This is a genomic window from Brevibacterium renqingii, from assembly GCF_017808095.1.
GTDB classification, from domain to species: Bacteria; Actinomycetota; Actinomycetes; order Actinomycetales; family Brevibacteriaceae; genus Brevibacterium; species Brevibacterium renqingii.
The window spans coordinates 544175-569459 of sequence record NZ_JADBHG010000001.1; the positions used below are offsets into that span (position 1 = coordinate 544175).

The following is a 25285-nucleotide window of genomic DNA, read 5'->3' on the forward strand; positions in this document are numbered from 1 at the left end:
CGTCGACTCGTCGACATCAGAAAATCCTCGGTATCAGAATACGTGCTCGCCGCAGGGTCCATCGACCTGCCATCAGCTGCGCCTGAAAATGCTGTGGGGAAAGCGTCGGAATTCGCCGTCGGCCTGGCCAAGGGCGTCCTCCACTGCCAGAGTGGGAAAATGCACCTCCTCCTCATCTCCGACCCCGGGCGCCCGAGCCGCCGTGTGGCCTCGATCAAGGATGAGTTCGGCGAGCACCTCCGGCAGGACTTCGATGCCGAGGTCACCGTCGACGTCTGCACCGAGACGCTGCGCGTCCAGGCCGACCATCGGCTGGAGCTGTCGACGCTCGATGCGATCGTCGACCGCTACCCCGATGCCGATCTCGTCATCATGCTCACCGACATTCCGCGGCACACCCAGGGCAAACCGCTCATCGCCGAGGTACTGCCCGACCGCAATGTCGCCGTGATCTCCTTTCCCACTCTCGGTGTGCCGACGAAGAGTCGACTGCTCAAGATCTATATGAGCTGCCTCAACCAGCTCCTGCCCGAAGAGCACCTGCCGGCGAAGACGCATCGTCTGCCCCGCTGGGGTCAGTGGTCGAGCCGAGCCGAGTCCGGTCGGCGCACGCTCCACGCGCACACCTTCACCGGCGGGCCGCGCCTCGTCCTGGGGATGACGATGGCCAATGAGCCGTTGCGGATGTCCCGCAAGCTCTCGCGCGCCATGGCGGCCGCGACCGCGACGGGGGCGTTCGGCATCTTCTACAGCTCCATCTGGCAGATGTCCCACCACCTGTCGACTCTCCGGCTCATCTCGATCGGCGCCATCGCCATTGCGGTGATGGTCGGCTGGCTGATCTCGCTCAACCGACTGTGGGACCGACCGGTCAACGAGCGGCTGACTCAGGTCGTGTTCTACTACAACCTGTCCACGGTGCTCACACTCCTCGTCTGCGTGGCAGCGCTCTATGGCGCACTGGTGGTGGGCATCCTCGCCGGTGGTCTCATCGTCATCGACCCGGATTTCATGGCCCAGACCATCAACCGTCCGGATGCTCGGCTGAACAACTATCTCGACATCGCCTGGCTGAGCGCCGCGATGGGTGTCGTCGCCGGCGCCTTGGGATCGAGCTTCGACAGCGACATCGACGTCCGGAACCTCACCCATGCCCAGCGTCTGCGCTCCCGCATCTACACCGCTGACGATGGCGAGGCCGGCACGGCCTGAAGGGGGTTACGGGCTTTCAGTACAGGCGTTATGGTGAAGACATCCTTCAGCTTTCGAAGAGATTGGAGCAAGTGCAATGACAGAGACAGTTACGGTTCCCGATCCTCACGGCTCGGAGAAGACCAAACGAGAGAACGCCGAACGCGGCTTCGTCGCCTCCGACGCTCTGAGCAAGAACCTCCAGACGGTGCTGGTCGACTTCATCGCCCTCAGCCTCACTGCCAAGCAGGCGCATTGGAACATCGTGGGGACGAACTTCCGTGACCTCCACCTCAACCTCGACGAGGTCACGGACATCGCCCGCGCCGGCAGCGATGAGATCGCCGAGCGGATGAGAGCTCTCCATGCCTCCCCGGACGGCCGACCTGCGGTGGTGGCCGAGCAGTCCGGTCTGCCGGAGTTCCCGAATGGGGAGATCACCACCCACGACGCCATCGACCATATGGTCGCCGCCATTGAGGCGACCGTGGCCTCGATGCGCAACTGCCATGACGAGGTCGATTCGGCGGATCCGACGACCGCCGACATCTTCCACGACTACATCTCCCAGCTCGAGCAGCAGGCGTGGTTCGTCAGCGCCGAGACTCGCGTACCCAAGTGAGTCGTTGCGGCTGATCCGGCACACTCAACGACGGGTCGCCTCTTTCGTCCCCATGACGAGGAGGCGGCCCGTCGTCGTCAGCGCTCGATCCCGTCAGGCTCGGCCTTCGACTGTGTCGACGAGGTATTCGGCGATGGCCAGCGCCGAGGTGGCTCCCGGTGAGGGCGCGTTCCTGACGAACAGTGTGGCTCCCGCGCGATCGATGACGAAATCATCGACGAGCGTGCCGTCCCGGTTCATCGCCTGGGCGCGGATGCCGCGGGTGGCCCGGTGGCCGCCGGCACCGGCGAGCTCGGGGACGTAGCGGGCCGCCTCGTCGACGAACTTCTCGATCGAGATGACTCCGGGCAGCTCCCTGACGGCTGTGGCCATGTTGCCGGACGCGAAGCGCCAGAATCCGAGGTCGGTCGCTACTGCCATCACATCGGGCAGATTGAGCCCGAGCCCTTTGTATCCTTCGCGGGAGAAGGAGAGGAAGGCGTTGGGTCCGATCATCAGTCCCCCGTCGATCCGTCGGGTCACATGGACCCCGAGGAAGGGGTACTTCGGGTCGGGCACGGGGTAGATGAGCCCGTTGACGAGGTCGTTGTTCTCCGGCTCGAGGATGAAGTACTGGCCAAAGAAGGGCACGACCGTCGGATTCCGGCTCTCGCCCGATCGTGATGCCAAGCGGTCGGACTGGAGGCCTGCGCAGACGATGACGTTGTCGAACTCCTGAGCGTCGACCGGGGTGCGGACAATGGCGGAGTCGCTGCCGGCCGGGTTGCCTCGACGGGCGATGTCCCTGACCGGAGTGGAGAGCCGGACTCGGCCGCCGCGTCGACGGAAGTCGGCGACGAGGGCTTCGGTCAGTCCCGGATAGTCGATGATGCCGGTGCGGGGTGAGTGCAGGGCAGCCAAGCCTTCGGCCTGGGGTTCGACTGTGTGAAGCCCATCCCGGTCGAGCATAGCGATATCGGGGACGCCGTTGGCTCGTGCACGCTCGTGGATGGCGCGGAGGCGTTCGACCTCGACCTCATCGGTGGCGACGACGACCTTGCCGCATTCGTCGACGGCGACGTCGTGTTCGTGGGCGAAGTCGAGGAGCAGGGAGACGCCTCGGCGGCAGAGTCTGGCTTTGAGGCTGCCGGGTTCGTAGTAGAGGCCGGCGTGGACGACACCGGAGTTGTGGCCGGTCTGGTGCGCGGCCGGGTGGCCCTCTTTTTCGAAGAGAGTGACGTCTGCGTGCTCGTGGCGAGTGAGGATCTCGCGCGCTACGGCCGCGCCGATGATTCCCGCACCGATCACAGCCCACCGTTCGGCAGCCATTCCGCAACCTCTCTGTTGGATGACTCGACGTTCAGACTCTATTCAGCTCATGATGACGCTGCAATCCGCGTCCGCTAAGTGAGCGTTGTGCTCTCCGGGCTGCTCAGAGGCCATGATTTCCAACGTTTCTGAAATATTTCGGCCAGAGCCGTGACGATCCGAGTTGATGGGCAACGACTAGCCGGATGACAGGCATACGCACAGCTACCACCGACTGGGACCCCTCAGCCCCTGGCTCGGAAACGGTTACCACCGGGTCGAAAGAATTCAAAGCTAGGCGCATGACCTGGAGTTTCGATGCTACAGAGCTGGAGGCGGTGAAAGCTGCTTGGCGCTCAACTCGGGTTCGACGAGAAACCTCTAGGCAAGACGCCTTGCATGCGATATCGGCGCAATCTATCTGGAGGCAACCTACCGGCCCGCAACTATAACAAGCACATAACTTTCTGAGTGATTCCCTGATTACTTTTCAATGACTCCGTAATCTTGTGAAGGATCTGCCAGGAAACTGACCGTTTCCGTCCAGACTCTCGTCTGGAAGTGATCAGGAACCAATTGATGTGGGGGACCATGAAGATACTCAGAGGCCGGCAGAGCACCGGTCGAAAGATTGCGGTGGGCTCTGTCGCCGCTGCGACAGCGGTGGGTCTGACACTGCTGACGACGTCGCCAGGCGCGGCGGCAGAGAAGAATCCGGACGAACACGCCGAGGCTTTTGCCCAGTTGATCGATGTCAATGCTCTTGACCTCGAAGCGCTGCAAGCAGTTTCTGCGTACAACAGCGCACCGACTCACACAGGAGAAACCAAGGCTCCGATCAACGCGGAAGTCCTCAACAAGCTGGTAGGAGTCAACGTCCCGGGTATCGATCTGCCACTTATCAGCGAGGGGAACGGAGCCGGACTAATCCACCTCGGCGAGGCCGGGGTGCTTAACTCCTATTCACAGTCGACGAAGTACGACCAGGCAAAGGCCAGCACCGGCGCAGTGGGCGCGGATGGCGCACTCAATGTCGACGACAACAACGGGACAGGCTTCAAGAATGCCGACGTCGATCTGACTACCGTATTTGACCAGCTTCAGCTCTCTGGGGTCACCGCAGGAATCGTCGATGAACTCAGCCTGAGTCTTGGAGCTGTCGGTTCTTCCGCCGATGCCGCGGGGACGGAGTACGCGCCCGAATATGTTGTCACCGATGGAGTGCTCACCGTATCCAGCGATCTTGTGGGTGACCTCGGCACCGATCTTCAGACTATCGTCGAAGGTTCAGGGGACGCGCTGAATGATGCCGTGGGCACAGATGGGACCATCGACACCATCGTTAAGTCCGTCGGCGACGTAGCCAATATCAATATTCCGTTACTCGCCAACGTCGATCTGAGCAACGGCACAGTGGCAGTCAACGGAGTCGACGCCGCACTGGCCGATGCTGCCAAGACCCTGCTCGAAGAACCGCTCACAGACGAAAGTGGCATCGTCTCAGTCGATCTGCAGAACGGTGATATCTCGATCGATTTGGCCAAGGTGGTCAAGGGCGAGGGCGGCGAAGATCTTAACAACCTTGATCCGAACACTCAGGTTTTGTCGTCCGAGTCGATCAATAAAATCACTGATGCCCTCAAGGGCGCACTCGCAACTGTCACCTCGAAAGCCACCGATGCTGTCACTGGCGCCATCAACAACCTCGAACTGAACATCGAGATCCCTGCCAAAGTCAGAGCCATCGGCGGAGTTCTCTCTGCCGACGTCACCGTCACAGTTGATGGCACACTCGGGCAGTTCGCGGGAACAACCGATGGCGACCCGGTGATCGACGTTGACGGAGATCTGCTGGGAATCATCAAGCTGGATGACCTGCTCGATCCGGTGACCCAATCATTGGCACCGGCTCTCTTGGATCCGATCAAGTCCGCTGTGGGGCCAATTCTTACGGCGACGACGGAGCAGCTCACTTCGGCACTCGACGGAGTGACTGATCCCCTTCTGGACGGGATCTCTCCCGTACTCAAGGCTCTTAACCAGGTCGTTGACCTCACAATCAACGAGCAGCCAACGCTCAAAGACGAAGACAGTCGGGTCGACGGCTCCAGCGCGGATCATGGTCCCGGCTTCACTGTGAACGCCGTCAGCCTCGAACTCCTCCCTGGACTCGACGCGGTCGACGTCAACCTCGCCTCCTCCTCGGTCCGTGCTCTTGACGAAGAGCCAGAAGCGCCGGGTGATGACGATGCGAACGTGAACGCAGCGGCTGCGGCTTCGGCCTCGGCCGACGCCGACGGAAACAACGATCCCGCCGCCCAGGCTGCCTCCGAAGCAGCTGCCGACAACGATGCGAACACCACAGCATCGGCAGCAGCTGACGAGAATGCCGAAGCAGCGGCGCGCTCGGCATCGACCGCAGACGCTTCGTCTGAGGCTTCAGCCAATTCGACATCGGATGAAAACGCTTCGTCGACAGCTGCTTCGCAGGCTGCCGCAGAGGCTGACAACTCCGACGACACGAACGCAGAAGCGTCGACGGCATCGGACGCCAACTCCGCTGCTGCTTCGCGGGCGGCTGCCACTGCCGATTCCTCGAATGAGGCTTCCGCAGAAGCAGCAGCCAATGATGATGCAGCTGCGGATCCCGATGCAGCCGACGAAGCCGATGCCAACGTGAACGCAGCCGCTTCGGCCTCGGCTTCGGCCAACGCCGATGACAACAGCAACGCAGTCGCCGAGGCCGCTGCTCAGGCGGCAGCCGACGACGATGCGAACAACACGGCATCGGCAGCAGCTGATGTCAGTGCCGAAGCGGCCGCTCAGGCAGCAGCCAACGAAGAGGCCTCCACGGATACGACTGCGGATGTCTCGTCGGACCCGAATGCCTCGGCACAGCAGGCGGCCAACGCCGCCGCGAATGCTGACAACTCGGACTCGACGAACGCGGATGCCTCGGCCGCCGCCGATGCCGATCCGGCAGCAGCAGCATCCGCTGCCTCGACCGCGGACTCCTCCTCGGAAGCGTCTGCCAATGCAGCCGCGGATGCCGATGGCGGAGACGGTGCCGCAGCAAACGCAGCTGCTGATCCCGACGCAGCTGACGAAGCTGACGCGAATATGAACGCCGCCGCTTCAGCCTCGGCTTCGGCCAACGCCGATGACAACAGCAACGCAGTCGCCGAGGCCGCTGCACAGGCAGCAGCCAACAATGATGCGACCACCACCGCATCGGCCGCAGCCGACACGTCGGCAGAAGCAGCCGCTCAGGCAGCAGCCAACGAAGTGGCCTCCACGGATACGACTGCGAATGTCTCGTCGGACCCGAACGCCTCGGCACAGAAGGCAGCCAACGCCGCCGCCAACGCCGACAACGAGGACGCGACGAACGCCGAGGCATCTGCTGCAGCGAACGCCAACGCCGGTGCCGCCGCTTCGGCAGCATCGACGGCGGATTCCTCCACCGAGGCATCCTCTGCGGCAGCGGCTGACGCAGACGGCGCAGAGGCGAACGCCTCGGCCGACGGCGACGAGGCCAACGCATCGTCGGCAGACGACGCAGAGGCATCGGCTGATTCCGAGAAGGCCGCATCGGCCAACGCCGGATCCTCGGCCAGCTCCTCGGCCAGCGCCAACGCCTCGGCCGGTTCGAGCACCAACGCCTCGGGCAGCAGCGACGGCGGAGACCTGCCGCGGACGGGTACCGACGGTATCCCGGCCATGGTCGGATTCGCAGCACTGCTCCTCGCCGGTGGTGCCGCAGCGGTGTGGGCGACCCGCCGCTACCGCGCAGGCAAGCACTGAGGCTGATCCAGCTCAGTCGCTGAGCTGACGCCGCAACGGCGGGGTCGGAGTGAGAACTCCGGCCTCGCCGTTTGCATGCCCCTACAGTCCGCGACCGGCCTCCCACGGTTCCTCGGAGGCACCGGTTATCAGCGCGTTGACCGACATCGCCTGCGCATCAGTGAAGGAGGCGATGTAGTCGACCACCGCGCGCGCCCGCCCTCGTCGGACGATCGCAGCCGCGCCCTCCTCCCCCAGCGCCGAGGGATCGCGCGAGTACAGGTCCTGATACTCCTGCGTGGCCGCCTCGACGGAATCGAGCAGACGACGCGGAATCCGAGTCGCCTCGTCGGGGTCGAGCAGCCATTCGTGGAACCCCTCGACCAGCGAGGCGATGATCCGCGTCTGCCCGCGCTGGTAGACCGCGAGGTCGGAGCGTTCGAGCACGAACTTCGCATGCACGAATTTCAGCACCACGACATCGTGCCAGGCCTCCTGGCTCAGTCGGACATGACCGGTTCGCACATGCGGATCCGGGTCGACGACGATCGAGGCCTGCAACCGGTCGATCCATCGCCTGGTGAACCCGGTCACCGCACGGTCGGCCTCCAGCCCTCCGTCATAGGGAACGCCGAGCAGGCCTTCGACGAGGTCCCGGTTCACCCGCTCCACCGAGGCCCTGAACGCCTCTTCATCAGCGATCCACGGATCCTTCTCCTGCGTGTGCCGCCGGATCGCCTCGAGCGCGTGCCCGGGCCGCCGACGATCGAGTTCCGAGTCCTCCACGGCCGCCAGCTGCCGGCAGTCGCGCAGCCAGCGTCCGAATTCGGCCGACACGCTCGTGTACTGCAACACGTTCGACCGGTAGAAGTCATCGAGATCGTGCACCGCATAGGCGATATCGTCAGCGACATCCATGACCGCACACTCGAGCGTCTGCTGATAGCGGCCGATCGCCGGGAACACCGAGAGCACATCCTCCATCTCCTCGACCTCAGTGGCATAGGCGGAGAACTTCATCGCCCCCTCGTTCACTTCATTGCCGACCCCGCGCGGCATCCGCGCCGCCGAGGGCGCCCGGTCACCGCTCCACTCCCCGCGTTCCCACGGGTACTTGAGCACCGCCGCGCGCACCGCTCGCGTCAGGTTGAGCCCGCGCGCCGTGGCTTCGCAGCTGTCGAGAGCGGTGAGGATCCGAAAGGTCTGCGCGTTGCCCTCGAACCCGTCCTCGAGGTGCAGCAGCGTCCGCGACACCCGGTCGAGCTCCTTCTCGCCGAGGTGACCGAACGGCGGGTGCCCGAGATCGTGGGCGGCGGCCGCCGCCTGCACCACCACCGGATCACACCCGCCGAGGTGGCTGACGATCTCGCGGGTGCGCGCGTCCGCATTGTTCAAGGTGATCGCGATCGACCGGGCCACGGCCGAGACCTTGAGCGAATGGGTCAGCCGATTGTGGATGACCGTGCCGGACCCGGCCTGCGGGATGACCTGCGTGACCGAGGCCAGGCGCGAGAAGAACGGGGAGAACCGGATCCGTTCGATATCGACGCGGAACTCGTCCTCTCCGGGGCGGGCCACCTCGGCGACATTGCGCTCGCGTCCACCAGCGGTGTGAAATCTCTGACGTTCCATCACCCCAGACTACCGAGTCCTGCCCTCCGGGACCCGGGTCAGTCTGCGGGCGCGGCCGCGATAGGCTGAGGCGTTCCGCCGTAACCGGCGCCCAGTGATCTCAGGAGAGGCTTCCAGCATGAGCACCCAGCAGCAGTCCATCGAAAACTGGGCGGCCGCGCTCAACAACGGCGAGTCCGTGTCCTTCAGATTCTCCAAGGGAAAGACGGTCCTGCTTCTCATCGCCTCGCTGATCTTCGTCGTCGTCGGTCTGGCGATGGCAGTGGGCGGAAGCCTCGGCTGGGCCATCGTCGGCTGGGTCGCCGTCGTCTTCTTCCTCTGGGGCGTCGTCGTGATGGTCCGCCGGCTCTTTGCAGGCCGGCCGGCACTGACGGTCACCTCTGCAGGGGTGGAGATGAAGACGGCCAAGGCCGGGCTCGTCCCCTGGTCGCAGATCCTCGACATCCACGGCGCCAAGCAGAACAGCAATGTCTTCATCGAATTCGACATCACCGACGCCGAGGCGGATCGCCAGTCCGCGGCCGGCCTCGGTGTCGCACAGATGACCGACGATGAGGGCCACTCGCGGAAAGTGCTCTGGGCGCCGAACGGACTCGCTGTGAACAAGGCGGCTCTGTGCCTGTGGCTCGAGGAGGAACGTCAGGCACGCGCCGCGGCCTGAGAATCTCGCCGACCGCACCGAAGCCGCGGTCAGGGCTGCTTGAGACTCAGATCACTGTGACGTATGGTCAGAGCACCTGTAGGAGGTGGTCACGATGACCGGAGTCAATGAAGATTTCTACCAGCCAGGCACCCGCCCCGGCGACATCATCGAGGTTGAGGACGAAGAGACCGGTGAGCTGGTCAAGCACATGATCTACCTCGACGAATTCGGCAACGGCACGAAAACGCGTCCACTGACCGACGAAGAGCTCGAAGAACTCGACGAGGACTCCGAGGACTGAGATCTAACGTTCACTGGTGGCAGCGCCCCGCCAAGCGCTGTCACCAAGTTGTCAGCGCGCTTTCATATCGAGGAGCTTCGCTACCACCTTCAGAGCCAATCGCTTCGAGACGCACCAAGAAACCACGTGATTAACAGGCGGATCGAAGATCAGCCGGTTTCCCTCATCGACGACGACTCGCAACAAACACCTAACGGTCTCGTTGTCCGGGTTCTGCTCAGCCGCTCTCTGATGACACACGCCTTCTTGGGGTGGATCATGTGCCATTCTCTAAACCACGAGATGATGTACAAGGCGCTGTTGGATTGCTTGTCACAACCCGGGCCAGTACCTGGTCGTCTTGCGTTGCTGCGTTGTTCGGGCTGGACCCGCGCATAGGTGCCATCGACAATAGTCTTCGACGAAATACGGTTCGGATTCTCACCCGCAGTAACAAGAAGTTTTGTCGCGGAGATCTGGCCCCTCACCTATTTGTTGCAGCCAGCACCAGCGCGGCTTCCGTCGTCAGAACATCAAGCTAGTCTTCGGCGACTCGGCTCTCCTACTTGAGAAACTCGACGGGTTTCGCCAATTGGGACAGGGCGCCAGTGAGCAACCGTAGCATTGAGTCCACAAGGAATCCTACTGTGGCATAAGAACGGGAGCAGCCATGGAATTTACGTCGCGCGAGATCGCGACAGTGATAATCACAGTCAGCTTCGTTCTGCTGTCGTTCTCGCTCAGCGAGAACCGGAAGGAATTGCTACAGTCCCTCCTTGGAGTAGCGAGAGCTTTTGCGGCTTGGAAAGTCTGGACAGGAGTGTTCGCCTACCTGGCCGTATTGGGTTGTGCAGTGTTGTCGGCTTACTTCCTCGGGGTTTGGTCCATCGGCCTGCTTAAGGACACCCTTATTATTGGCTTCTTGGTGGGGCTACCAATTCTGTTTAACTCTACGGACTTCAAAAACGGCCTTCAGGTAGTCAAGCACGTTATGAAAAAGGTACTTGGCGTTACGGCCCTGCTGATCCTCTACATCAACCTACGGCCACTCCCGTTGTGGGGAGAACTCGTACTTCAGGTATCTCTTCTATTTCTCACGTTGGTCACCGTCATTGCGAAGCGAGATCCTAATACGGCTTCAGTCGGGAAGTTCGTCGGAGGACTTATAAGCTTCATAGTCCTTGGCCTTATTGCCTATGTCACAGTCCACGTCTTCAAACACTCCACTGAATTCGATTGGGAACGTGAACTTGCGACGTTCGAGCTATCCGTGTGGCTTCCTGTCTCGCTCATCCCTTTCATCTATCTTTTTGGTTTGATCGCGTCATGCGAGGCGGCGTTGATAAGAGCGAAGTTTCACAGTGACATAGAAGCTTTGCCTCTCCCCGTCAGGCTCGGCTTTCTAGCTGGCGTACACGGCAGCTTGCGCTACGCCACGTCTTTCTCCGGGCGTTGGTTGCCAGAGCTAGCTACACAAAGTTCGTTCCGCCAAGCTTTGCGAACAATGCGCGAGTATCGGCGGTCTATTCGTAGCAACACCCGGGGAAACAGAAGACGTCGTCGTCGCCTCAAGGAGAACGCTGGAGTAACGGGTGTGGACGAAGATGGTCTTTGGTTGGATCGGCGAGAATTTCACGAAACTAAGGAGGCCCTCGAGCAGCTTTTCTACTCGCAAATGGGCCTGTATCGCCATAGAGGTAGTCGATACTGGGTCGACCCGATCGTTGTTTTCCCTTCGGGAGGATTCGCGAATTTACCCGAAAATCACGGCGTTCAATTAAGCGTGCGCGACGATGGACAAGCTTGGGGCGCGTGGCGTCATACACCTGGAAATTTCTACTTAGGCGTAGGTGGGACGAATGACCTCGACGCTCACTGGCGATACGCGGGCGAAAAGGAACCAGCGTCGTATCCAAGTCCAAAATCTTCAGAGTGGGTGAATATATCAAAAGGTTTAGAAGCTAGTCCCGAATGGGATGCTGACGATAGCCCCTTGCGACCAGCCTAAGCAACAGAATGCCACGAGCCGGTCACGCCGACGCTTAAGCATGCGGGAAGCGAAGCCCGGCAATTCTTTCGCTCAACACATTAGCTGGGAACCGTAGGGACACGCCGAGAAGGGAAGCAACCACATCTTTGTGCTGCCACCGCGGACACCGGATCACCGGTGTCCGCGGTGTGGTTCAGGAGGCCTGCTGCACCGCCTGATGCAGCAGCTCGACGATGTTCTTCGGTTCGCGGTCCGACAAGTGCTTGATCTGCTGCGTGCAGCTGAACCCGTCGGCGACGATCACGGTGTCCTCCGAGGCCTCCCGGATGCGGGGCATGATCACTCGTTCGGCTGCGCGAACGGAGACATCGTACTTCTCCCCCGCTTTGAACCCGAACGATCCGGCCAGTCCACAGCAGCCGCCGTTGAGGACTTCGAGTTCGAATCCGAGGCGCTGGAGCAGAGCGCGGTCGGAATCAGTGCCGAGCACCGCCATATGATGACAGTGCATCTGCACCATCGCCGTCGTCCCGTCGAACGCCTCGATGACCGGCGGCTGATAGTTCTGCCGCTCGAGGAACTCCGAGAGCAGATACGTCTGGTGGGACAGGCGCTTCGCATCGTCGTCATCGGCCAGCAGACCCGGCAGTTCGTCCCGGAAGGCCGCGACGCAGCTCGGTTCGACCCCGATGATCGGGATGCCGGCACGGATGTCCTCACGCAGGGTCTCGAGCATCTGCACCCACAGCTTCTTCGCGAGTTTGAGCATGCCCGCATCGTAGAGGGGACGCCCGCAGCACAGCGGACAAGGCGGCAGAGTCACCTCATAGCCGGCGTCCTCGAGCACGGCCGCCGTGGCCTCGAGGTTCTGCGACTCGAGGTAGTTGTTGAACGTATCAGGCCACAGGATCACGCGATCGACCTCGAGGGGAGCCTGATCGCCGTGCGGATGGTTGGCACCGGCACGACCGTGCTTCTGCATATGCGATGTCGAGTAGTTCTCGGCGGCGACCTGCGACTTCGAATGGTGCAGATCATGCGTTCCGTCATGCCTCCGTTCGGACCGTCTGCTCTCACGGTCTGCCGGGCTGACCGGTGCGGCCGTGCGCGACCGGCGCGAGCTGCGGAACTGCGATGAGAACGGTCGTCTGAACTTCGGCACGCCTCGCTGCTGGGCGATGCCCCCGCCGAACTTCACGAGCGAGGACAGCAGCGGCGTCTGCGTCACCGCATTGACCACCCCGGGCAGCTTGCTCGCCATCCGCGCCCACCAGTAGATGAGTGTGATCGCGTATTCGCTGCGCGGCCGGAGCCTACCCTTGTAGTAATGGGAGAGGAACTCGGCCTTGTATGTGGCCATGTCGACGTTGACCGGGCATTCGGATTTGCATGACTTGCACGACAGGCACAGGTCGAGCGCCTCGTGGACGTGTTTGTCACGCCAGAGTTTGAGGTTCGGTCCGCGCAGCATCTCGAACAGCATGCGTGCCCGCCCGCGGGTCGAGTCCTCCTCCTCGCGGGTGGCCATATAGCTCGGGCACATGTAGCCGGTGTCGGTGTTGCGGCATTCGCCGACGCCGACGCAGCGGGAGACGGCCTTTCCGAAGTCCCCGTCATCGTCGGGGAACGCGAAGTGCGTGCTCACCGGGGTCAGGCGGGCGTCGGGTCCCTTCCTGAGGTTCTCCGTCGGCGAGTACGGGCGCACGGCCTTGCCCGGGTTGAGCTTCCAATCGGGATCCCAGATGTGCTTGAACTCGGAGAAGGCGTCGACGAGTTCGGAGCTGTACATGATGTCGAGAAGCGCCGCCCGCGCCTGCCCGTCTCCGTGCTCGCCGGAGAGGGACCCTCCGTAGTCCGCGATCAGGTGTGCGGCCCGCTCGAGGAAGTCACGCCACTGCCGCACCCCCTCAGCAGTGTCGAGGATGAAGGTGATGCGGCAGTGGATGCAGCCTTGCCCGAAGTGACCGTACAGCGACGCCTCATAGTCGAATTCCTCGAGGAGGTCCTTGAAATCACGCAGATAGTCACCGACCTTGTCGACCGGGACCGCCGCGTCCTCCCAGCCGGGGTGCGTCTCCCGCAGACCGGGCACATGGGAAGTCGCGCCAAGACCGGCTTCTCGGACCTGCCACAGCTTCTGCGCCTCCCAGTCCTCTTCGACGATCTTCGTGCCCAGCACCCGTTCGTCGTCCTTGCAGGCGGCGACGAACTCCTCCGCCTGCTGGTGCGCATCGTCTCGGTCATCGGAGCCGAACTCGACGAGGAGGAAGCCGCCGCCTTCGGGCAGGATGTCGATGTCGTCGGGGTGCAGCCCCTTCCGTCGCATGTACTCGAGGAGCTTGTCATCGATGCCCTCACAGGCGACCGGACGGTGCTCGCGCACCATCGGCACCGCGTCGCCGGCGGTCGCGGCGTCCTCGTAGCCGACGGCGACGAGGACCCGTTCGGCCATCGCGTCGGTGAGGTGGACCTTCGCGCGCAGGATCGTCACGCACGTGCCCTCAGAACCGACGAGGGCCTTGGCGACGTCGAACCCGTGCTCGGGCAGCAGTCGGTTGAGGTTGAATCCCGAGACCCGGCGGGGAATCTGCGGGAAGCCGGTGCGCAGCTTCGCGATGTGCTCATCGCGCAGGGTCCTCAGATCCTCGAGGATCCGCCCCTTCTCACCGCCCTCGGCGATCGCCGCATCCAGTTCCTCGGCGCTCATCGCCCCGACGGTGAAGCGCTCCCCACGATAGGTGAGCACATCGAGTTCGATGACCTGGTCGGCGGTCAGGGGCCCGTGGCCGTAGAACTCGGACATGATCGAGTGGGTGCCGCACGAATTGTTGCCGATCATCCCGCCGAGGGTGTTGCGGCTGTGCGTCGACGGATCGGGTCCGTAGGTCAGCCCGTATTCGGCAGCGTCCTGACGCAGATGGTCGAGGTTGCATCCGGGCTCGATCCAGGCGGTCTTCTCCTCCGGATCGATCGACTCCACCGCATTGAGGTATTTCGAGAAGTCGATGATCACGGCCTCGTTCGTCGTCTGCCCGGCCAGGCTCGTCCCACCGCCGCGGGTCGTGATCGGAAGTTCGAAGCGGTGGCACAGGGCGACGGTGTCGATGACGTCATCGAACGTGCGCGGGACGACGACTCCGATCGGCACCTGTCGGTAGTTCGACCCATCCGTCGAATACGCCGTGCGGCTGCCGTCGTCGAAGCGCACCTCGGCCTGCGTGTTCGCTTCGAGTTCGGTGACCAGCCGTCTGACCGGCGTCGAGAGATCACGCGCGGTGGCGGTGCGGGAGATGGTCGGGATCCCGTCGAATCGGATCGGCAGCCTGTCTGTCGAGGCATCGGCGGTTCTGCTTGCGACAGTTTCGGACATCGTTGACTCCTCAGCAGATTCGATATGGCTCCAGCGCCTCTTCGCGCAGGAGGAGACCGTGCCCCGGGCGGGTGCGGTCAGGATGCAGGGCGCCGTCGACCGGGGTCAGGACCCCGTCGAAGGCGAGTTTCTCGATGCGGACGTGGTCGGCGAAGTACTCGAGGTGGCGGCGATGCCACACTCCCGTCAGGGCATGGGCACTGAGCTGGGGCGCACAGTGGCTGGACAGGTCGATGTTCTCCGCATCGCACAGGGCGCCGACGCGAAGCACAACGGTGAGTCCGCCGCAGCGCGTGATATCGGCTTGCAGACAGTCGACCGCTTCAGCTCGCAGGAGGTCCCGGAAATGGGTGAGGTCCCAGCCGTACTCTCCCGCGGCGATCTCCATGCCCGCCGGTGCCCGGTCACGCAGCAGCCGCAGACCGTCGAGGTCATCGGAGCTCACCGGCTCCTCGAACCAGCTCACCTCGTTGCCTGCGAATTCCTCGGCCAGTGCGAGCGCCTGCTTCCGCGCGAACGCTCCGTTGCCGTCGACGAAGAGACCGAGGCCGTCGCCGATGACTCGCCGGGCGAAGGCGACTCGCCGCGGATCGTCATCGGAGTCGGTGCCGACCTTGATCTTCACGGCCGGCAGCCCCGCCTCCGCCCACGAGTTGAGCTGTGCGCCGAGTTCTCGGTCGTCGAAGTTCGTGAAACCGCCACTGCCGTAGGCGGGAACGCTGTCGTGGCAACCCTCGAGCAGAGCCGACAGCGATACGTCGAGCAGCCGGGCTTTGAGGTCCCACAGGGCGACGTCGACGGCCGAGACCGCTGCGGCCGCCGGCCCGCGCAGCCCCTGATTGCGCAAGGCGCGGGCCATCGCATCCCAGGCGGCTCCGGGTGCCAGGGCGTTCAGCCCGGTGACGACCTGGCTCAGAGTGTCGTCGATGATGTGAGCGGCGGCGGCCGGCGCATAGGTGTAGCCCAGGCCCGCCTCGTGCCCACAGCGAGCGCGGACGAGCACCAGTGTGGTCGCCGACCAGCTCAGAGTCCCATCGGACTCCGGCTCGTCGAGCGGGATGCGATAGGCCGCGGTGTCGATTCCGGTCACCGGTGCGACACTGCCGGTCGTGCCAGCAGAGGCAACGTCAGTCATCCGAGGTCAGACCCATGCGGGCGAACAGCCGTGCGGCGGTGGCGCGTGAGCTCTGGTTGACCACCCGCCCGAGCTCGGGATCGCCGGCCAGCAGGGATTCGGCGAGGCCTTTGGCCTGGGCGAAGGCGATGTGGGCAGGCAGCGGCGGGGTGTTGCGATCGCAGCGGACGTCGAGGACGACGGGTCGGTCGGCGGCGAACGCCTGGTCGAAGGCCCTATCGATGTCGTCGGGGTCGTCGACGGCGATGCCGCGGAGCCCCAGCAGCTCCGCATAGCCGGCGTAGTCCATGGACTCGACCATCTGGGCCGTGTCCCACCGCGGATCCCCGGCCTCCCGCATCTCCCAGGACACCTGGTTGAGGTCGCCGTTGTTGATGACGAGGACGACGAAGGTGGAGTTCGACCATTCCTGCCAGTGGCGTTTGACCGTCAGGAGTCCGTTCATGCCCATCATCTGGAAGGCGCCGTCGCCGATGGTGCACACCACCGGACGATCGGGATGCGCGAACTTGCCGGCCAGCGCATAGGGCATCGCAGCGAGCATCGAGGCCATGCGCCCGGAGAGGTTGCCCATCTGGTTCGGTCCCAGTTCGATGTGGAAGCCGTACCAGTCGGCCGTGCTGCCGGCATCGCAGGTGATGATGGCGTTCTCGGGCAGTCGTTCGTTGAGGGAGACGAAGACGCGGCGCGGGTTGATCGGGTCGGCCTCGGTCATCGCGACCCGCTTGTTCTCCTTCATCCAGTCCCGGTTCTCATCGGCGATCTTCTCCTGCCAACCGGTCTCGTGCTGGGTCAGATGCGACTGCAGGGCAGCCAGCGTGGTCTTCGCATCACCCCACAGGTTGACCTCGGTGGGATAGCGGATGCCCAGGTGGCGCGGTGACAGGTCGATCTGCACGGCACGGGCCTGCCCGGTCGGCGGCATGAACTCGCCGTAGGGATAGTTCGTGCCGACCATGAGCAGGGTGTCGCACTTCTGCATCATGTCGTAGCTCGGCCGGGAACCCAGCAGCCCCAGCTGTTGAGTGTGGTAGCCGACATCGCCGGGCACCACCTGTTTGCCCAGCAACGTGGTGATCACCCCGGCGCCGAGGCGCTCGGCGACGCTGATGACCTCATCTGTCGCCCCGATCGCGCCCTGTCCGACGAGCATGGCGACTTTCTCGCCGCTGTTGAGGACCTCGGCGGCGCGGGCGAGCGCGTCATCATCGGGTCGCAGTCGATCCTCGGCGTAGCCGACGCCGGTGCGGGAGACGAAGTGTTCGACCGCGGGCTCCTCCATGTCCATGGTCTGGACGTCGGCGGGGAGGATGACGACTGCCGGCCCCCGGTAGGCCTTGGCCATGCGTACGGCCTTGTCGACGACGAGCTGGGCGTGCATCGGCGTGGTCACGGTCTGCACGAACACCGCCGCGTCGGCGTATGCCCGTTCGAGGTTGATCTCCTGCTGGAACTCGGAGCTCAGCGACACCCGGGCCTGTTGGCCGACGATGGCGACGACGGGCGCGTTGTCGCCTTTGGCGTCGTAGAGGCCATTCATGAGGTGGATGGCTCCGGGGCCCGAGGTCGAGATGCACACGCCCACGTCGCCGGTGAATTTCGCATGTGCGGTGGCCATGAAGGCCGCTTCCTCCTCATGGGTCGGGCGCACATAGGTGAAGTCCTTGCCCTCGTTCTGAGCCCGGCCCATGGCGCCGTCGAAACCGCCGATGCCGTCGCCGGGATACCCATACCAGTGGTGCAGATCCCAGGCGATGAGTCGATCGATGATGAAGTCACTGACGGACGTCGCCATGTGCGTTCTCCTCCGGAAGTCTCGGATGTCGGATGTGCAGCAGCCGTCGTGCTGAGGCGGCCTGGCCATCCAGGCTTGTCCGGGTTACGACACCTGTCAAGACTCCCCGGCCCGGGTGGGGAAGCCTCACTGAAACCGCCGCGGCCCGCCTCCGCGGTCCGTTTCTGCGGGGGCTTATCAGACTCGCCGGCCGGGGTTAGCGTGAGGAGATGGGAACATCACAGCTGAAATCATTCGGCCTCGGTGCCGCCACCGCGATGACCGCCGTCTTCGGCACGATCGCGGGCCGAAAGCTCACGACACTGGCCAAGGTCGGAAAAGGACATCCGCTCAAACACCGGATCCTCGACATGTCCTCGCGGGCTCTGCAGACGAAGTACCCGCTCGAGGCCATGAGCACCTACCTCAACGGTCTGCACATGTACGCCGACGACATGGGCCGACAGGTCGAAGCGGCTCATTTCTGCATCCACCTGCGGCATGATCTGCACCAGTGCGTGATCTTCGATCGCAATGAACCCGACGCCCGCCTCATCGGCATCGAGTACATCATCAGCGCCGAACGCTTCGAGGCCCTCCCCGCCGAGGAGAAGCGCCTGTGGCACAGCCACCATTACGAGGTGAGGTCGGGCATCCTCACCGCCCCGGGCGTGCCGGAGATCGCCGAGCACTCATATTTCGAGGATCTCGTCTCGACCTACGGCAAGACCTTCCACACGTGGCAGTACGACCGCGAGGACTTCCCCTTCGGGATCCCGCAGCTGATGATGGGCTTCACCGATGACGGTCAGGCCGATGACGAGCTGCTCAGCGACAGGGACGCCCGAGTCGGCGTATCCACCCCGGACAGACGCGCCCACCGCGAGGACATCCCGGTGCCGGACGTCGCCGCCGAGGCGAACACCTGGGAGAGCGGACAGAGCGTGCAGACGACGCTGCACGACGTGCCTTTCCGCAGGGGCTGAGGCCCAGCGTCTGCGATCTGTGAGTCACGAACGATCCTTGTGAGCCCGTCCGGCGCTCAATAGCCTGAGGGCCCAACGAATTCGGAACGAGCGAGGGGGTTCGCATGAACACCGACGTACCTGCTGATCGCGACGTCCCATATGAACGCGGGCTGCCGATCCAATGGGCGGCTCTCATCTTCACCGTGCTCTTCCTGGGCGTCGGCATTCTCGGGTTCATTCCGGGAACGACGACGCATTACATGTCGATGCGCTTCGCCGGCCACCATTCGACGGCGATGCTGTTCGGACTGTTCCAGGTCTCGGTCCTGCACAACATCGTGCATCTGCTCTACGGCATCGCCGGGGCCCTGGTCCGCCGCTCCCCCACCGCGTCCTTCCACTACCTGCTCTGGGGCGGCATCGTCTACGCGGCTCTCTGGCTCTACGGCCTGTTCATCAATTCGGACTCCGGGGCGAACTTCGTTCCGCTCAACACCCCGGACAACTGGCTGCATTTCGGTCTGGCTGTCCTCATGATCGGCTGCGCGCTCGTCTTCCGCTATCGCCGGTTCGAAGAGAAGGGCCGCTGATATGCTCATCCCCGAGGTCGCAGAAGGCATCCATCGCGTCGAGGACTCGTACGTCAACTGGTACATCGTCGAAGGCGAGGAGGGACTGACCATCGTCGATGCCGGCGTACCGACCTCGTGGCAGTCCCTCCTCGGCGCGCTCAAACGCCTCGGCCGCAGCTTGGAGGACATTCGAGCTCTGCTCCTCACACACGGTCACTTCGACCACATCGGCTTCGCTGAGCGGCTGCGCTCTCAAGCCGAAGTGCCCGTGTATGTGCACGACAACGATGTGCCTCTGACACGTCACCCTCGGCAGTACGGGCGCGACCGGGCACTGACGTGGTACCTCCTCACGCAGTTCAAGGCACTTCCCATGGTCAGTGCCTTCGTGCGGAACCGCGCATGGTGGCCGGAACCGATCGCAGAGGTCACCCGCATCCGAGAATCCGCGCTGCCGGTGCCCGGCAGCCCCGAGGTCGTCTTCACCCCCGGTCACACTCTGGGCCACTGCGCTTTTCACTTCCGGGATCGGGACGCGCTCATCGCCGGAGACGCTCTCGTCACGCTCAATCCCTACCGGGGCACCACGGGAGCGCAGATCGTCTCGAATGCGGCGACGGCCGATCCCGAACGTGCGCTCGAGTCCCTCGACACCCTCGCCGACACCGGCGCCGGAACAGTCCTCGTCGGTCACGGTGAACCGTGGACCGGCGGCATCGAACGCCTCGTCAGGACGGCCAAGTCGAACGGCGCCTCATAGCGCCGCTTCACCGTCACGCCGTGCCGCCTCGCCGTCACATCGCGCCGTGTCACACGGAGATCCTCAGGATTCCCGGCCGGTTCAGGACTCCCGGCCGGTGAGCTTGTCGCGCAGCCGATCGACCATGCCGACGCCGGGGCCCACACTCTTGTGGAACAGCTCAGAATGCGGCGCGTTGGGGTGCGGTCGCGTCGGAGCCACCCTCTTCGCGGAGATGACCTTCTTGCCCATGTCGTTCAGCTGATCCTGTGGGATATGGGCGCGCAGCTTCGGAAACTGCTCGTCTTCCTCATCCCGAGCGTGGTGTTCGAGCAGCTTCTCCAACTCGATGACGAGCTTGAGGAAGGCACCATCGGAGACATCGACGTCCTCGAGATCCTTCATCACGCAGACGAGCTCGTCGTGTTCCTCTTTGTCGTGTTCGACTTCCTCTTTCCCGCCGGGGACGTACTCCTCGATGGACGGATAGACGATCATCTCTTCGGCCACGGAATGGCGCATCACTTCGGCGATGACCGTGTCCGCGATATCGCGCTGCTCGTCCGGATCCTCGGTCCTCTCGATCCGGCGGAGCAGCTCGAGCATGTCTCTGTGATCGGCGGTGAGCAGTTCGACGACATCCAACTCGCTCGTATCGGTCTCATTCATTGTGCCTTCTCCTCTCCGGGCCCCTGCGCGGCCGACCGTGCGATGCGATCGCCGTCGGCTGCGGAGCAGCGTGCGGTTTCCGGACCGGCCGGTCCGACTTGTGCCTCGACACTAATGACGGGGTTTTCCGCCGTCCAGACATCCCTTCGCCGCGGAAGCGTTCTGCGGTGCATCACGTTCCTGCTCGCAGGGACCTCTCGGCACACGATCGGTTCCGGAACCGGGCTCACCACGAAGCTCTGACGGTCTCCGTCGGTCCGTCGACCTCGGTGAAACCCGCATCGATGACACTGATCTGCTGGGCATTGTCAGCCCATGATCGCTCAGACGCCGTGGTCACCCGCAGACGGAACCCCGAATCCCTCCACTGCCGCAGCGCCTCCGCAGGCATCTGCTCATAGGCCAGCTGTGCGGCGTGACCGCACTGGGCGGCCGCCTTGCCCGTCGTCAGAGTCAGCCCGGGCGAGAGCTCGATGAGCACGACTGCCTCGGCAGCCGGAACGGAGCTCTCTCCCCCGTCGGGGAACTCGGTGCCGGAGACCTGGAGCTTCTTCAGCTCGGGTGGAAGCGGCTGGACAGGACCGGGAGGGAACACGAGTGCCTCGGCCGCGCCGAACTCCTCATCCCCGCCGAGGCTGACCGACACACATCCGAGCTCGCGCGCATCTTCGAGCTTCTTCCCATCGCCTCGGCGCACGACCTTGCGGATCGCACCATTGCGCCAATAGTCGACGGCCTCGTGCCATTCTCCGCCGAGCTGGGACCGCGGATCATCGAGGAACATCACCACGGCCGTCGCCGCGGCCTCGAGGACATCGATGTGGCGAGCGATCTTCGACTTCGACCGTCTGACGACGATCGGCAGGGACCAGGGAACCTCATGATCGGACTCGTGTCTGCGCATCTGCTCGCTCATGCGGGCAATCCTAGTCGCACACGGGATGCCCTATTGCCGGACCAATGCACTAAACGTATAGTTTGAGCAGGTCAAGAAGTCGGCCAACTCTTTCTGAGGAGCCGGTATGTCCAAGCCTCTTGACGGTCGATGCGAAAGCGCAGTCGGCCGGGGTCGATTTCCCGACTCTCCCAATCCTGTGATCGAAGACGGCGACTACTTCCTTAACGACAATCGGGAAGCAGGAGCTTTCGAGCTCAGCTTCGTCGATGACGTCGTCGCCACCCTCCACTACACGCTCGACATCGAGACGATGGAGATCGAATTCGCCTACTGCGAGATCGAGGAGACACTCATGGCCGCCCACCACTGCCGGGAACTCCTGCGTCTGGCCACCGACGCCGTCGCTCGTCAGGGGCTGACCGTGGCCGTGACATGTCCTGTCGCCCTCAGGGTCACCGACGGACTCTCCGCCTGATGCTCGAGAGCCTGGCCGAAGTGGAGGAACTCGCCGCGACCGGCAAGCTTCTCTATGTCCGCTACTCGGAAGGCTACGAGAGCGACTCCGCCGGGGGCAGCATCGACACCGAATCCGGTTTGGAGCTGCCGGGACTGGCAGTCAATCCGCTGACTCCGGAAGCATGGTGGACCCGTCCCCTCGGCGACTGGCTGGCCCGGCAGCTCTGCCAGTACAAACATCTCCAGGAGAAGAACCCCGACCGCTTCGCCTGGATCCTCAGCGGAACGCAGGTGGGACGCGGCCCTGACTGCGAACCGCTGCTGAGCGATGTCGAACCGATCGCGCGCCTGTCGCCGAGGCTGCTCGACGAGGCGGAGCGACGCTACCGGGAGAATTTCGACGCAGAGAAGGGCCCGGAGGACGCCGAAGACGCTGACGACAAATCCGCAGATCGGACGAAACGAGACTCCTGAACCGTCATTCAGTTATGGTGTTCGGGTACTGCAGTCGAACCGAGGGAGCACGTGCCCGTGTCGAAGAAGCCCATGCGCGAAGTCAGCGCAGCCGATCTGTCCCGAGGCAGACGGATCACACTCCTCATCCTCGTCAGCATGGGCAGCTCGATCCTGTTCGCCCCGCCCTACCTCAAGAACGTCTTCTACGATCCCCTGCTCGACGCTCTCGACATCAACAACGCCCAGATCGGCTGGCTCGTCAGCGCCTATGCGATCACCGCGACGATCTGCTACCTGCCTTCGGGGTTCATCGCCGACCGTGTCCGAGTGAGGACTCTGGCCACGACCGGTTACTTCATCACAGCGATCCTCACTTTCGTCTACGCCGCCCTGCCGAGCTTCGGCACACTGCTCGCGGTCTTCGTGGGTATGGGGCTGTCGACGATCCTCATCTGGTGGGGTGTGCGCTTCAAGCTCGTCCGGCTGATCTCCGACGCCGACGGCTATGCCCGCAACATCGGCCTCAGCTACGGGATCTACGGGGCAGTCGGCCTCGTCCTCGGCTTCGTCGAGGTCGGCATCCTCTCCGCCTTCGCCGAACGCGCCGACCTCGGCGTTCGCACCATCCTCATGATGCTCGGCGGGCTCATCTTCCTGCTCGCGATCGCCTCTCATCTGCTCACTCCGCGCTTCGCCGGTGAGATCGAACATCCCGGCGAGGGCTTCAAGCTCGCCGACCTCACGCGCGTCTTCGGCTCCCCCGTCGTCTGGCTGGCCGCGGGCACGATGTTCTTCGTCTACTTCGTCTACACGGGCGTGGCCTATACGACCCCCTACCTCTCGGCGGTCTTCGCCGCCCCGGCCGCCGTCGTCTCCACCGTCAGCGTCATCCGCACCTATGGGATCACGCTGCTGGCCGGTCCGGCCTTCGGCGCCCTGGCCACGAAGGTCCGCTCCCCGTCGCGGGTGATCATCGTCGCCTCCATCGTCATCGCCGTCGCCCTGGCGTCGCTGATCGCCATTCCCTCGGGACCGGTGCTGGTCATCGTCGCCGCAGTCATCGTCGTCGCCCTCGGCTTCCTCGCCAACGGCTGCTACGGCATCGCCTCCTCCCAGCTGAGCGAGGGCCGGGTCGGACTCGACATGTTCGGTGCGGCCTCGGGCCTGCTCTCGGTCATCGGGTTCCTGCCCGATACCTTCTCCAGCGTGTGGTTCGGCGCCATCATCGACGACCGCGGCTCCGCGGCCTACCCGATCATCTTCACCATCCTCATCGTCTGCGCCCTGCTCGCCGCGGCACTCAGCTATGCCCTCATCGTCTGGGTCAAGCGCACCGGTGGCCAGGCCGCCGTCGAAGAAGCCGAAGAGTCCCCCACCGGCTCATGAGGATCTCAGCTGTCGTACCCTGCCCTTCGGGGCCTTTCCACCAGACCGACCATCGGAGGCGCAATTGACCATCGACGAAGCCACTGCTCCCGGAGCCGAAAGCACCGAGATCCCCGCATTCATCGTCACAGCGATGACCAGCCAGATGCAGGCCGTGCTCGACACCCAGGCAGCAAGAGCGACCGAATGCACCCAAGCAGGACGACACGCAGTCGGTGCGGATATGGATGCCGAGACCGCGCGGCTGGCCGCGATGCGGGCTGAGTACCGGGCCGAGCGCTCCTTCTGGAACGAGGGCGGACCGACGATGGCCGACACCGTCGACGAGGTCATCGACACCGCCGGAGCCCAGGTGCCCATCCGCATCCATCGTCCCACCGCCGAGGCGGTCCTGCCGGGGATCGTCTTCCTCCACGGGGGCGGCTTCACCGTCGGCGACCTCGACACCCATGATCGGATCATGCGGGTCATCGCCGCCGAGAGCGGAGCCGCGGTCATCGGCGTCGACTACTCGCTGTCGCCGGAGTCGAAGTTCCCACAGGCCCTGCATGAGGTCGCGGGCGTGATCGATCATCTTGTGCGAAACGGCAGCGACCTCGGAGTCGACGGATCGCATCTGGCGGTCGCCGGCGACTCTGCCGGGGCTATGCTGACGCTGGGTTCTGCTCTGCTGCTGCGCGACGATGCGGAAAGCATCGGCCTCGATCCGCGGACCTTCTCCGCCATCCGCGCTCTGCTGCTCTTCTACGGCGGACACGGTCTCGTCGATTCCGCGAGCAGGCGCCTCTACGGCGGCGGCTGGGACGGGATGAGCCGCGAGGATCTCGACTCGATCACCACGGAGCACTTCGGCTCCCCGGCGGATGCCGCATCGCCCTATGTCGATCACCTCGAGGCCGACCTGGCGGGCCTTCCCCCGGTCTTCATCGCCGCGGCGGGCCTCGATCCTCTCCGCGATGACAGTGAGGCTCTGCACGTGCGGCTCGAGGAGGCCGGCACTCCGGTCGACTACCACCTGTATCCGGGAGTGCTGCACTCCTTCCTCCACTTCGGTCGGATGCTCGATGACGCCGGAGATGTTCTCAGTCGCAGCGCCGCGTTCGCTGCCGCACACCTCTGAGGCCCTGAGCTCGGCTCCCGCCTGGTTTAGGCGACACAGACAATGGCCCGGCACCTGTTGGCAGGTGCCGGGCCATGTGTTCGGGGACGTCAGTAGTGTGCCGGCGGGTCGCTGGCAGGAAAGGACTCCTCCTCCCACTCATCGACCAGATCGTCCTCGCGCTTCTTGCTGGCTGAATCGGTGCCGGGCTTCTCCGCGATATCGTCTCTGGCCTCTTCGGGGACCTCGGTCGGTGTCTTCTCGTTCTTCTCGTTGTCGTCTGACATGAAGACCATCCTTTCTCGGGTATGCCACTATGCTGTCATCGTTTCGTT

21 protein-coding genes are annotated in these 25285 nt (G+C 63.8%); 13 read left to right on the forward strand and 8 right to left on the reverse strand.

Annotated features, from left to right (window positions below; translation table 11 throughout):
• The first annotated feature begins 93 nt into the window (after positions 1 to 93).
• Both IIE29_RS02445 and IIE29_RS02450 read left to right on the forward strand, forming a co-directional pair.
• Positions 94 to 1212 carry a hypothetical protein gene (locus IIE29_RS02445; RefSeq protein ID WP_343071764.1) on the forward strand — a complete coding sequence of 373 codons (1119 nt, stop codon included), beginning with the start codon at positions 94 to 96 and terminating at the stop codon, positions 1210 to 1212.
• A gap of 76 nt (positions 1213 to 1288) precedes the next feature.
• Positions 1289 to 1813 carry a Dps family protein gene (locus IIE29_RS02450; RefSeq protein WP_209323589.1) on the forward strand — a complete coding sequence of 175 codons (525 nt, stop codon included), beginning with the start codon at positions 1289 to 1291 and terminating at the stop codon, positions 1811 to 1813.
• A gap of 93 nt (positions 1814 to 1906) precedes the next feature.
• On the opposite strand, the gene lhgO is transcribed toward IIE29_RS02450, so the two are convergent.
• Complete coding sequence (gene lhgO, locus IIE29_RS02455) at positions 1907 to 3121, reverse strand: L-2-hydroxyglutarate oxidase (protein ID WP_209323590.1); 1215 nt, start codon at positions 3119 to 3121, stop codon at positions 1907 to 1909.
• Positions 3122 to 3691: 570 nt separating this feature from the next.
• Here lhgO and IIE29_RS02460 point away from each other — a divergent pair.
• On the forward strand, positions 3692 to 6904 hold the full coding sequence (locus IIE29_RS02460) for a choice-of-anchor G family protein (protein WP_209323591.1): 3213 nt from the start codon (positions 3692 to 3694) through the stop codon (positions 6902 to 6904).
• An 81-nt stretch (positions 6905 to 6985) separates the two neighbouring features.
• Here the strand turns inward: IIE29_RS02460 and IIE29_RS02465 are convergent, their stop codons facing one another.
• Entirely contained in the window at positions 6986 to 8515 is a 1530-nt protein-coding gene (locus IIE29_RS02465; RefSeq protein WP_209323592.1) for a deoxyguanosinetriphosphate triphosphohydrolase family protein, read from the reverse strand.
• 118 nt (positions 8516 to 8633) lie between these two features.
• Between IIE29_RS02465 and IIE29_RS02470 the strand changes: the two genes are divergently transcribed.
• The 3 genes from IIE29_RS02470 to IIE29_RS02480 all read left to right on the forward strand — a co-directional run bounded on the left by IIE29_RS02470 (position 8634) and on the right by IIE29_RS02480 (position 11446).
• The gene (locus IIE29_RS02470) at positions 8634 to 9176 is read left to right on the forward strand and encodes an STM3941 family protein (protein WP_209323593.1); all 543 of its coding nucleotides are present in this window, start codon (positions 8634 to 8636) and stop codon (positions 9174 to 9176) included.
• Positions 9177 to 9270: 94 nt separating this feature from the next.
• On the forward strand, positions 9271 to 9459 hold the full coding sequence (locus IIE29_RS02475) for a hypothetical protein (RefSeq protein WP_209323594.1): 189 nt from the start codon (positions 9271 to 9273) through the stop codon (positions 9457 to 9459).
• Positions 9460 to 10108: 649 nt separating this feature from the next.
• The gene (locus tag IIE29_RS02480) at positions 10109 to 11446 is read left to right on the forward strand and encodes a hypothetical protein (protein ID WP_209323595.1); all 1338 of its coding nucleotides are present in this window, start codon (positions 10109 to 10111) and stop codon (positions 11444 to 11446) included.
• 175 nt (positions 11447 to 11621) lie between these two features.
• Here the strand turns inward: IIE29_RS02480 and IIE29_RS02485 are convergent, their stop codons facing one another.
• Genes IIE29_RS02485 through IIE29_RS02495 form a run of 3 tightly spaced genes read right to left on the reverse strand, consistent with a single transcriptional unit; the run spans position 11622 to position 17728 of the window.
• A complete protein-coding gene (locus tag IIE29_RS02485; protein ID WP_209323596.1) occupies positions 11622 to 14798 on the reverse strand; it encodes an FAD-binding and (Fe-S)-binding domain-containing protein in 3177 nt (1058 codons plus the stop codon).
• Between the two features lie 10 nt (positions 14799 to 14808).
• Complete coding sequence (locus IIE29_RS02490; RefSeq protein ID WP_343071765.1) at positions 14809 to 15888, reverse strand: enolase C-terminal domain-like protein; 1080 nt, start codon at positions 15886 to 15888, stop codon at positions 14809 to 14811.
• A gap of 37 nt (positions 15889 to 15925) precedes the next feature.
• Entirely contained in the window at positions 15926 to 17728 is a 1803-nt protein-coding gene (locus IIE29_RS02495) for a thiamine pyrophosphate-requiring protein (protein ID WP_209323598.1), read from the reverse strand.
• Between the two features lie 209 nt (positions 17729 to 17937).
• Between IIE29_RS02495 and IIE29_RS02500 the strand changes: the two genes are divergently transcribed.
• The 3 genes from IIE29_RS02500 (at position 17938) to IIE29_RS02510 (ending at position 20007) form a co-directional block, all read left to right on the forward strand.
• Positions 17938 to 18693 carry an OBAP family protein gene (locus tag IIE29_RS02500; protein WP_209323599.1) on the forward strand — a complete coding sequence of 252 codons (756 nt, stop codon included), beginning with the start codon at positions 17938 to 17940 and terminating at the stop codon, positions 18691 to 18693.
• 104 nt (positions 18694 to 18797) lie between these two features.
• Positions 18798 to 19265 carry a DUF4383 domain-containing protein gene (locus IIE29_RS02505; protein ID WP_209323600.1) on the forward strand — a complete coding sequence of 156 codons (468 nt, stop codon included), beginning with the start codon at positions 18798 to 18800 and terminating at the stop codon, positions 19263 to 19265.
• Position 19266: 1 nt separating this feature from the next.
• Positions 19267 to 20007: an MBL fold metallo-hydrolase gene (locus IIE29_RS02510; RefSeq protein ID WP_209323601.1), complete on the forward strand. Its 741-nt coding sequence runs from the start codon at positions 19267 to 19269 to the stop codon at positions 20005 to 20007.
• Between the two features lie 81 nt (positions 20008 to 20088).
• On the opposite strand, the gene IIE29_RS02515 is transcribed toward IIE29_RS02510, so the two are convergent.
• Together IIE29_RS02515 and IIE29_RS02520 are read right to left on the reverse strand one after the other, a co-directional pair.
• Positions 20089 to 20655: a hemerythrin domain-containing protein gene (locus IIE29_RS02515; protein WP_209323602.1), complete on the reverse strand. Its 567-nt coding sequence runs from the start codon at positions 20653 to 20655 to the stop codon at positions 20089 to 20091.
• Between the two features lie 226 nt (positions 20656 to 20881).
• Positions 20882 to 21571, reverse strand: a complete 690-nt coding sequence (locus tag IIE29_RS02520) for a peptidyl-tRNA hydrolase (RefSeq protein WP_209323603.1) — start codon at positions 21569 to 21571, stop codon at positions 20882 to 20884.
• A gap of 178 nt (positions 21572 to 21749) precedes the next feature.
• Here IIE29_RS02520 and IIE29_RS02525 point away from each other — a divergent pair, with 178 nt between their 5' ends.
• From IIE29_RS02525 to IIE29_RS02540, 4 genes are all read left to right on the forward strand, one after another.
• On the forward strand, positions 21750 to 22028 hold the full coding sequence (locus tag IIE29_RS02525; protein WP_209323604.1) for a hypothetical protein: 279 nt from the start codon (positions 21750 to 21752) through the stop codon (positions 22026 to 22028).
• Complete coding sequence (locus tag IIE29_RS02530; protein ID WP_246475642.1) at positions 22028 to 22483, forward strand: DUF6098 family protein; 456 nt, start codon at positions 22028 to 22030, stop codon at positions 22481 to 22483. Before IIE29_RS02525 ends, IIE29_RS02530 begins: the two co-directional genes overlap by 1 nt.
• Positions 22484 to 22540: 57 nt before the next feature.
• Complete coding sequence (locus IIE29_RS02535; RefSeq protein WP_209323606.1) at positions 22541 to 23851, forward strand: MFS transporter; 1311 nt, start codon at positions 22541 to 22543, stop codon at positions 23849 to 23851.
• Positions 23852 to 23915: 64 nt separating this feature from the next.
• Positions 23916 to 24971 carry an alpha/beta hydrolase fold domain-containing protein gene (locus tag IIE29_RS02540; RefSeq protein ID WP_246475643.1) on the forward strand — a complete coding sequence of 352 codons (1056 nt, stop codon included), beginning with the start codon at positions 23916 to 23918 and terminating at the stop codon, positions 24969 to 24971.
• 89 nt (positions 24972 to 25060) lie between these two features.
• On the opposite strand, the gene IIE29_RS02545 is transcribed toward IIE29_RS02540, so the two are convergent.
• A complete protein-coding gene (locus IIE29_RS02545; protein WP_209323607.1) occupies positions 25061 to 25237 on the reverse strand; it encodes a hypothetical protein in 177 nt (58 codons plus the stop codon).
• Positions 25238 to 25285 lie beyond the last annotated feature (48 nt).

Bases quoted from the DNA above. Each gene is read 5' to 3' on its own strand.
- IIE29_RS02450 (WP_209323589.1), top strand. From the start codon at position 1,289: ATGACAGAGACAGTTACGGTTCCCGATCCTCACGGCTCGGAGAAGACC.
- lhgO (WP_209323590.1), bottom strand. From the start codon at position 3,121: ATGGCTGCCGAACGGTGGGCTGTGATCGGTGCGGGAATCATCGGCGCG.
- IIE29_RS02460 (WP_209323591.1), top strand. From the start codon at position 3,692: ATGAAGATACTCAGAGGCCGGCAGAGCACCGGTCGAAAGATTGCGGTG.
- IIE29_RS02465 (WP_209323592.1), bottom strand. From the start codon at position 8,515: ATGGAACGTCAGAGATTTCACACCGCTGGTGGACGCGAGCGCAATGTC.
- IIE29_RS02470 (WP_209323593.1), top strand. From the start codon at position 8,634: ATGAGCACCCAGCAGCAGTCCATCGAAAACTGGGCGGCCGCGCTCAAC.
- IIE29_RS02475 (WP_209323594.1), top strand. From the start codon at position 9,271: ATGACCGGAGTCAATGAAGATTTCTACCAGCCAGGCACCCGCCCCGGC.
- IIE29_RS02480 (WP_209323595.1), top strand. From the start codon at position 10,109: ATGGAATTTACGTCGCGCGAGATCGCGACAGTGATAATCACAGTCAGC.
- IIE29_RS02485 (WP_209323596.1), bottom strand. From the start codon at position 14,798: ATGTCCGAAACTGTCGCAAGCAGAACCGCCGATGCCTCGACAGACAGG.
- IIE29_RS02495 (WP_209323598.1), bottom strand. From the start codon at position 17,728: ATGGCGACGTCCGTCAGTGACTTCATCATCGATCGACTCATCGCCTGG.
- IIE29_RS02500 (WP_209323599.1), top strand. From the start codon at position 17,938: ATGGGAACATCACAGCTGAAATCATTCGGCCTCGGTGCCGCCACCGCG.
- IIE29_RS02505 (WP_209323600.1), top strand. From the start codon at position 18,798: ATGAACACCGACGTACCTGCTGATCGCGACGTCCCATATGAACGCGGG.
- IIE29_RS02510 (WP_209323601.1), top strand. From the start codon at position 19,267: ATGCTCATCCCCGAGGTCGCAGAAGGCATCCATCGCGTCGAGGACTCG.
- IIE29_RS02515 (WP_209323602.1), bottom strand. From the start codon at position 20,655: ATGAATGAGACCGATACGAGCGAGTTGGATGTCGTCGAACTGCTCACC.
- IIE29_RS02520 (WP_209323603.1), bottom strand. From the start codon at position 21,571: ATGAGCGAGCAGATGCGCAGACACGAGTCCGATCATGAGGTTCCCTGG.
- IIE29_RS02530 (WP_246475642.1), top strand. From the start codon at position 22,028: ATGCTCGAGAGCCTGGCCGAAGTGGAGGAACTCGCCGCGACCGGCAAG.
- IIE29_RS02545 (WP_209323607.1), bottom strand. From the start codon at position 25,237: ATGTCAGACGACAACGAGAAGAACGAGAAGACACCGACCGAGGTCCCC.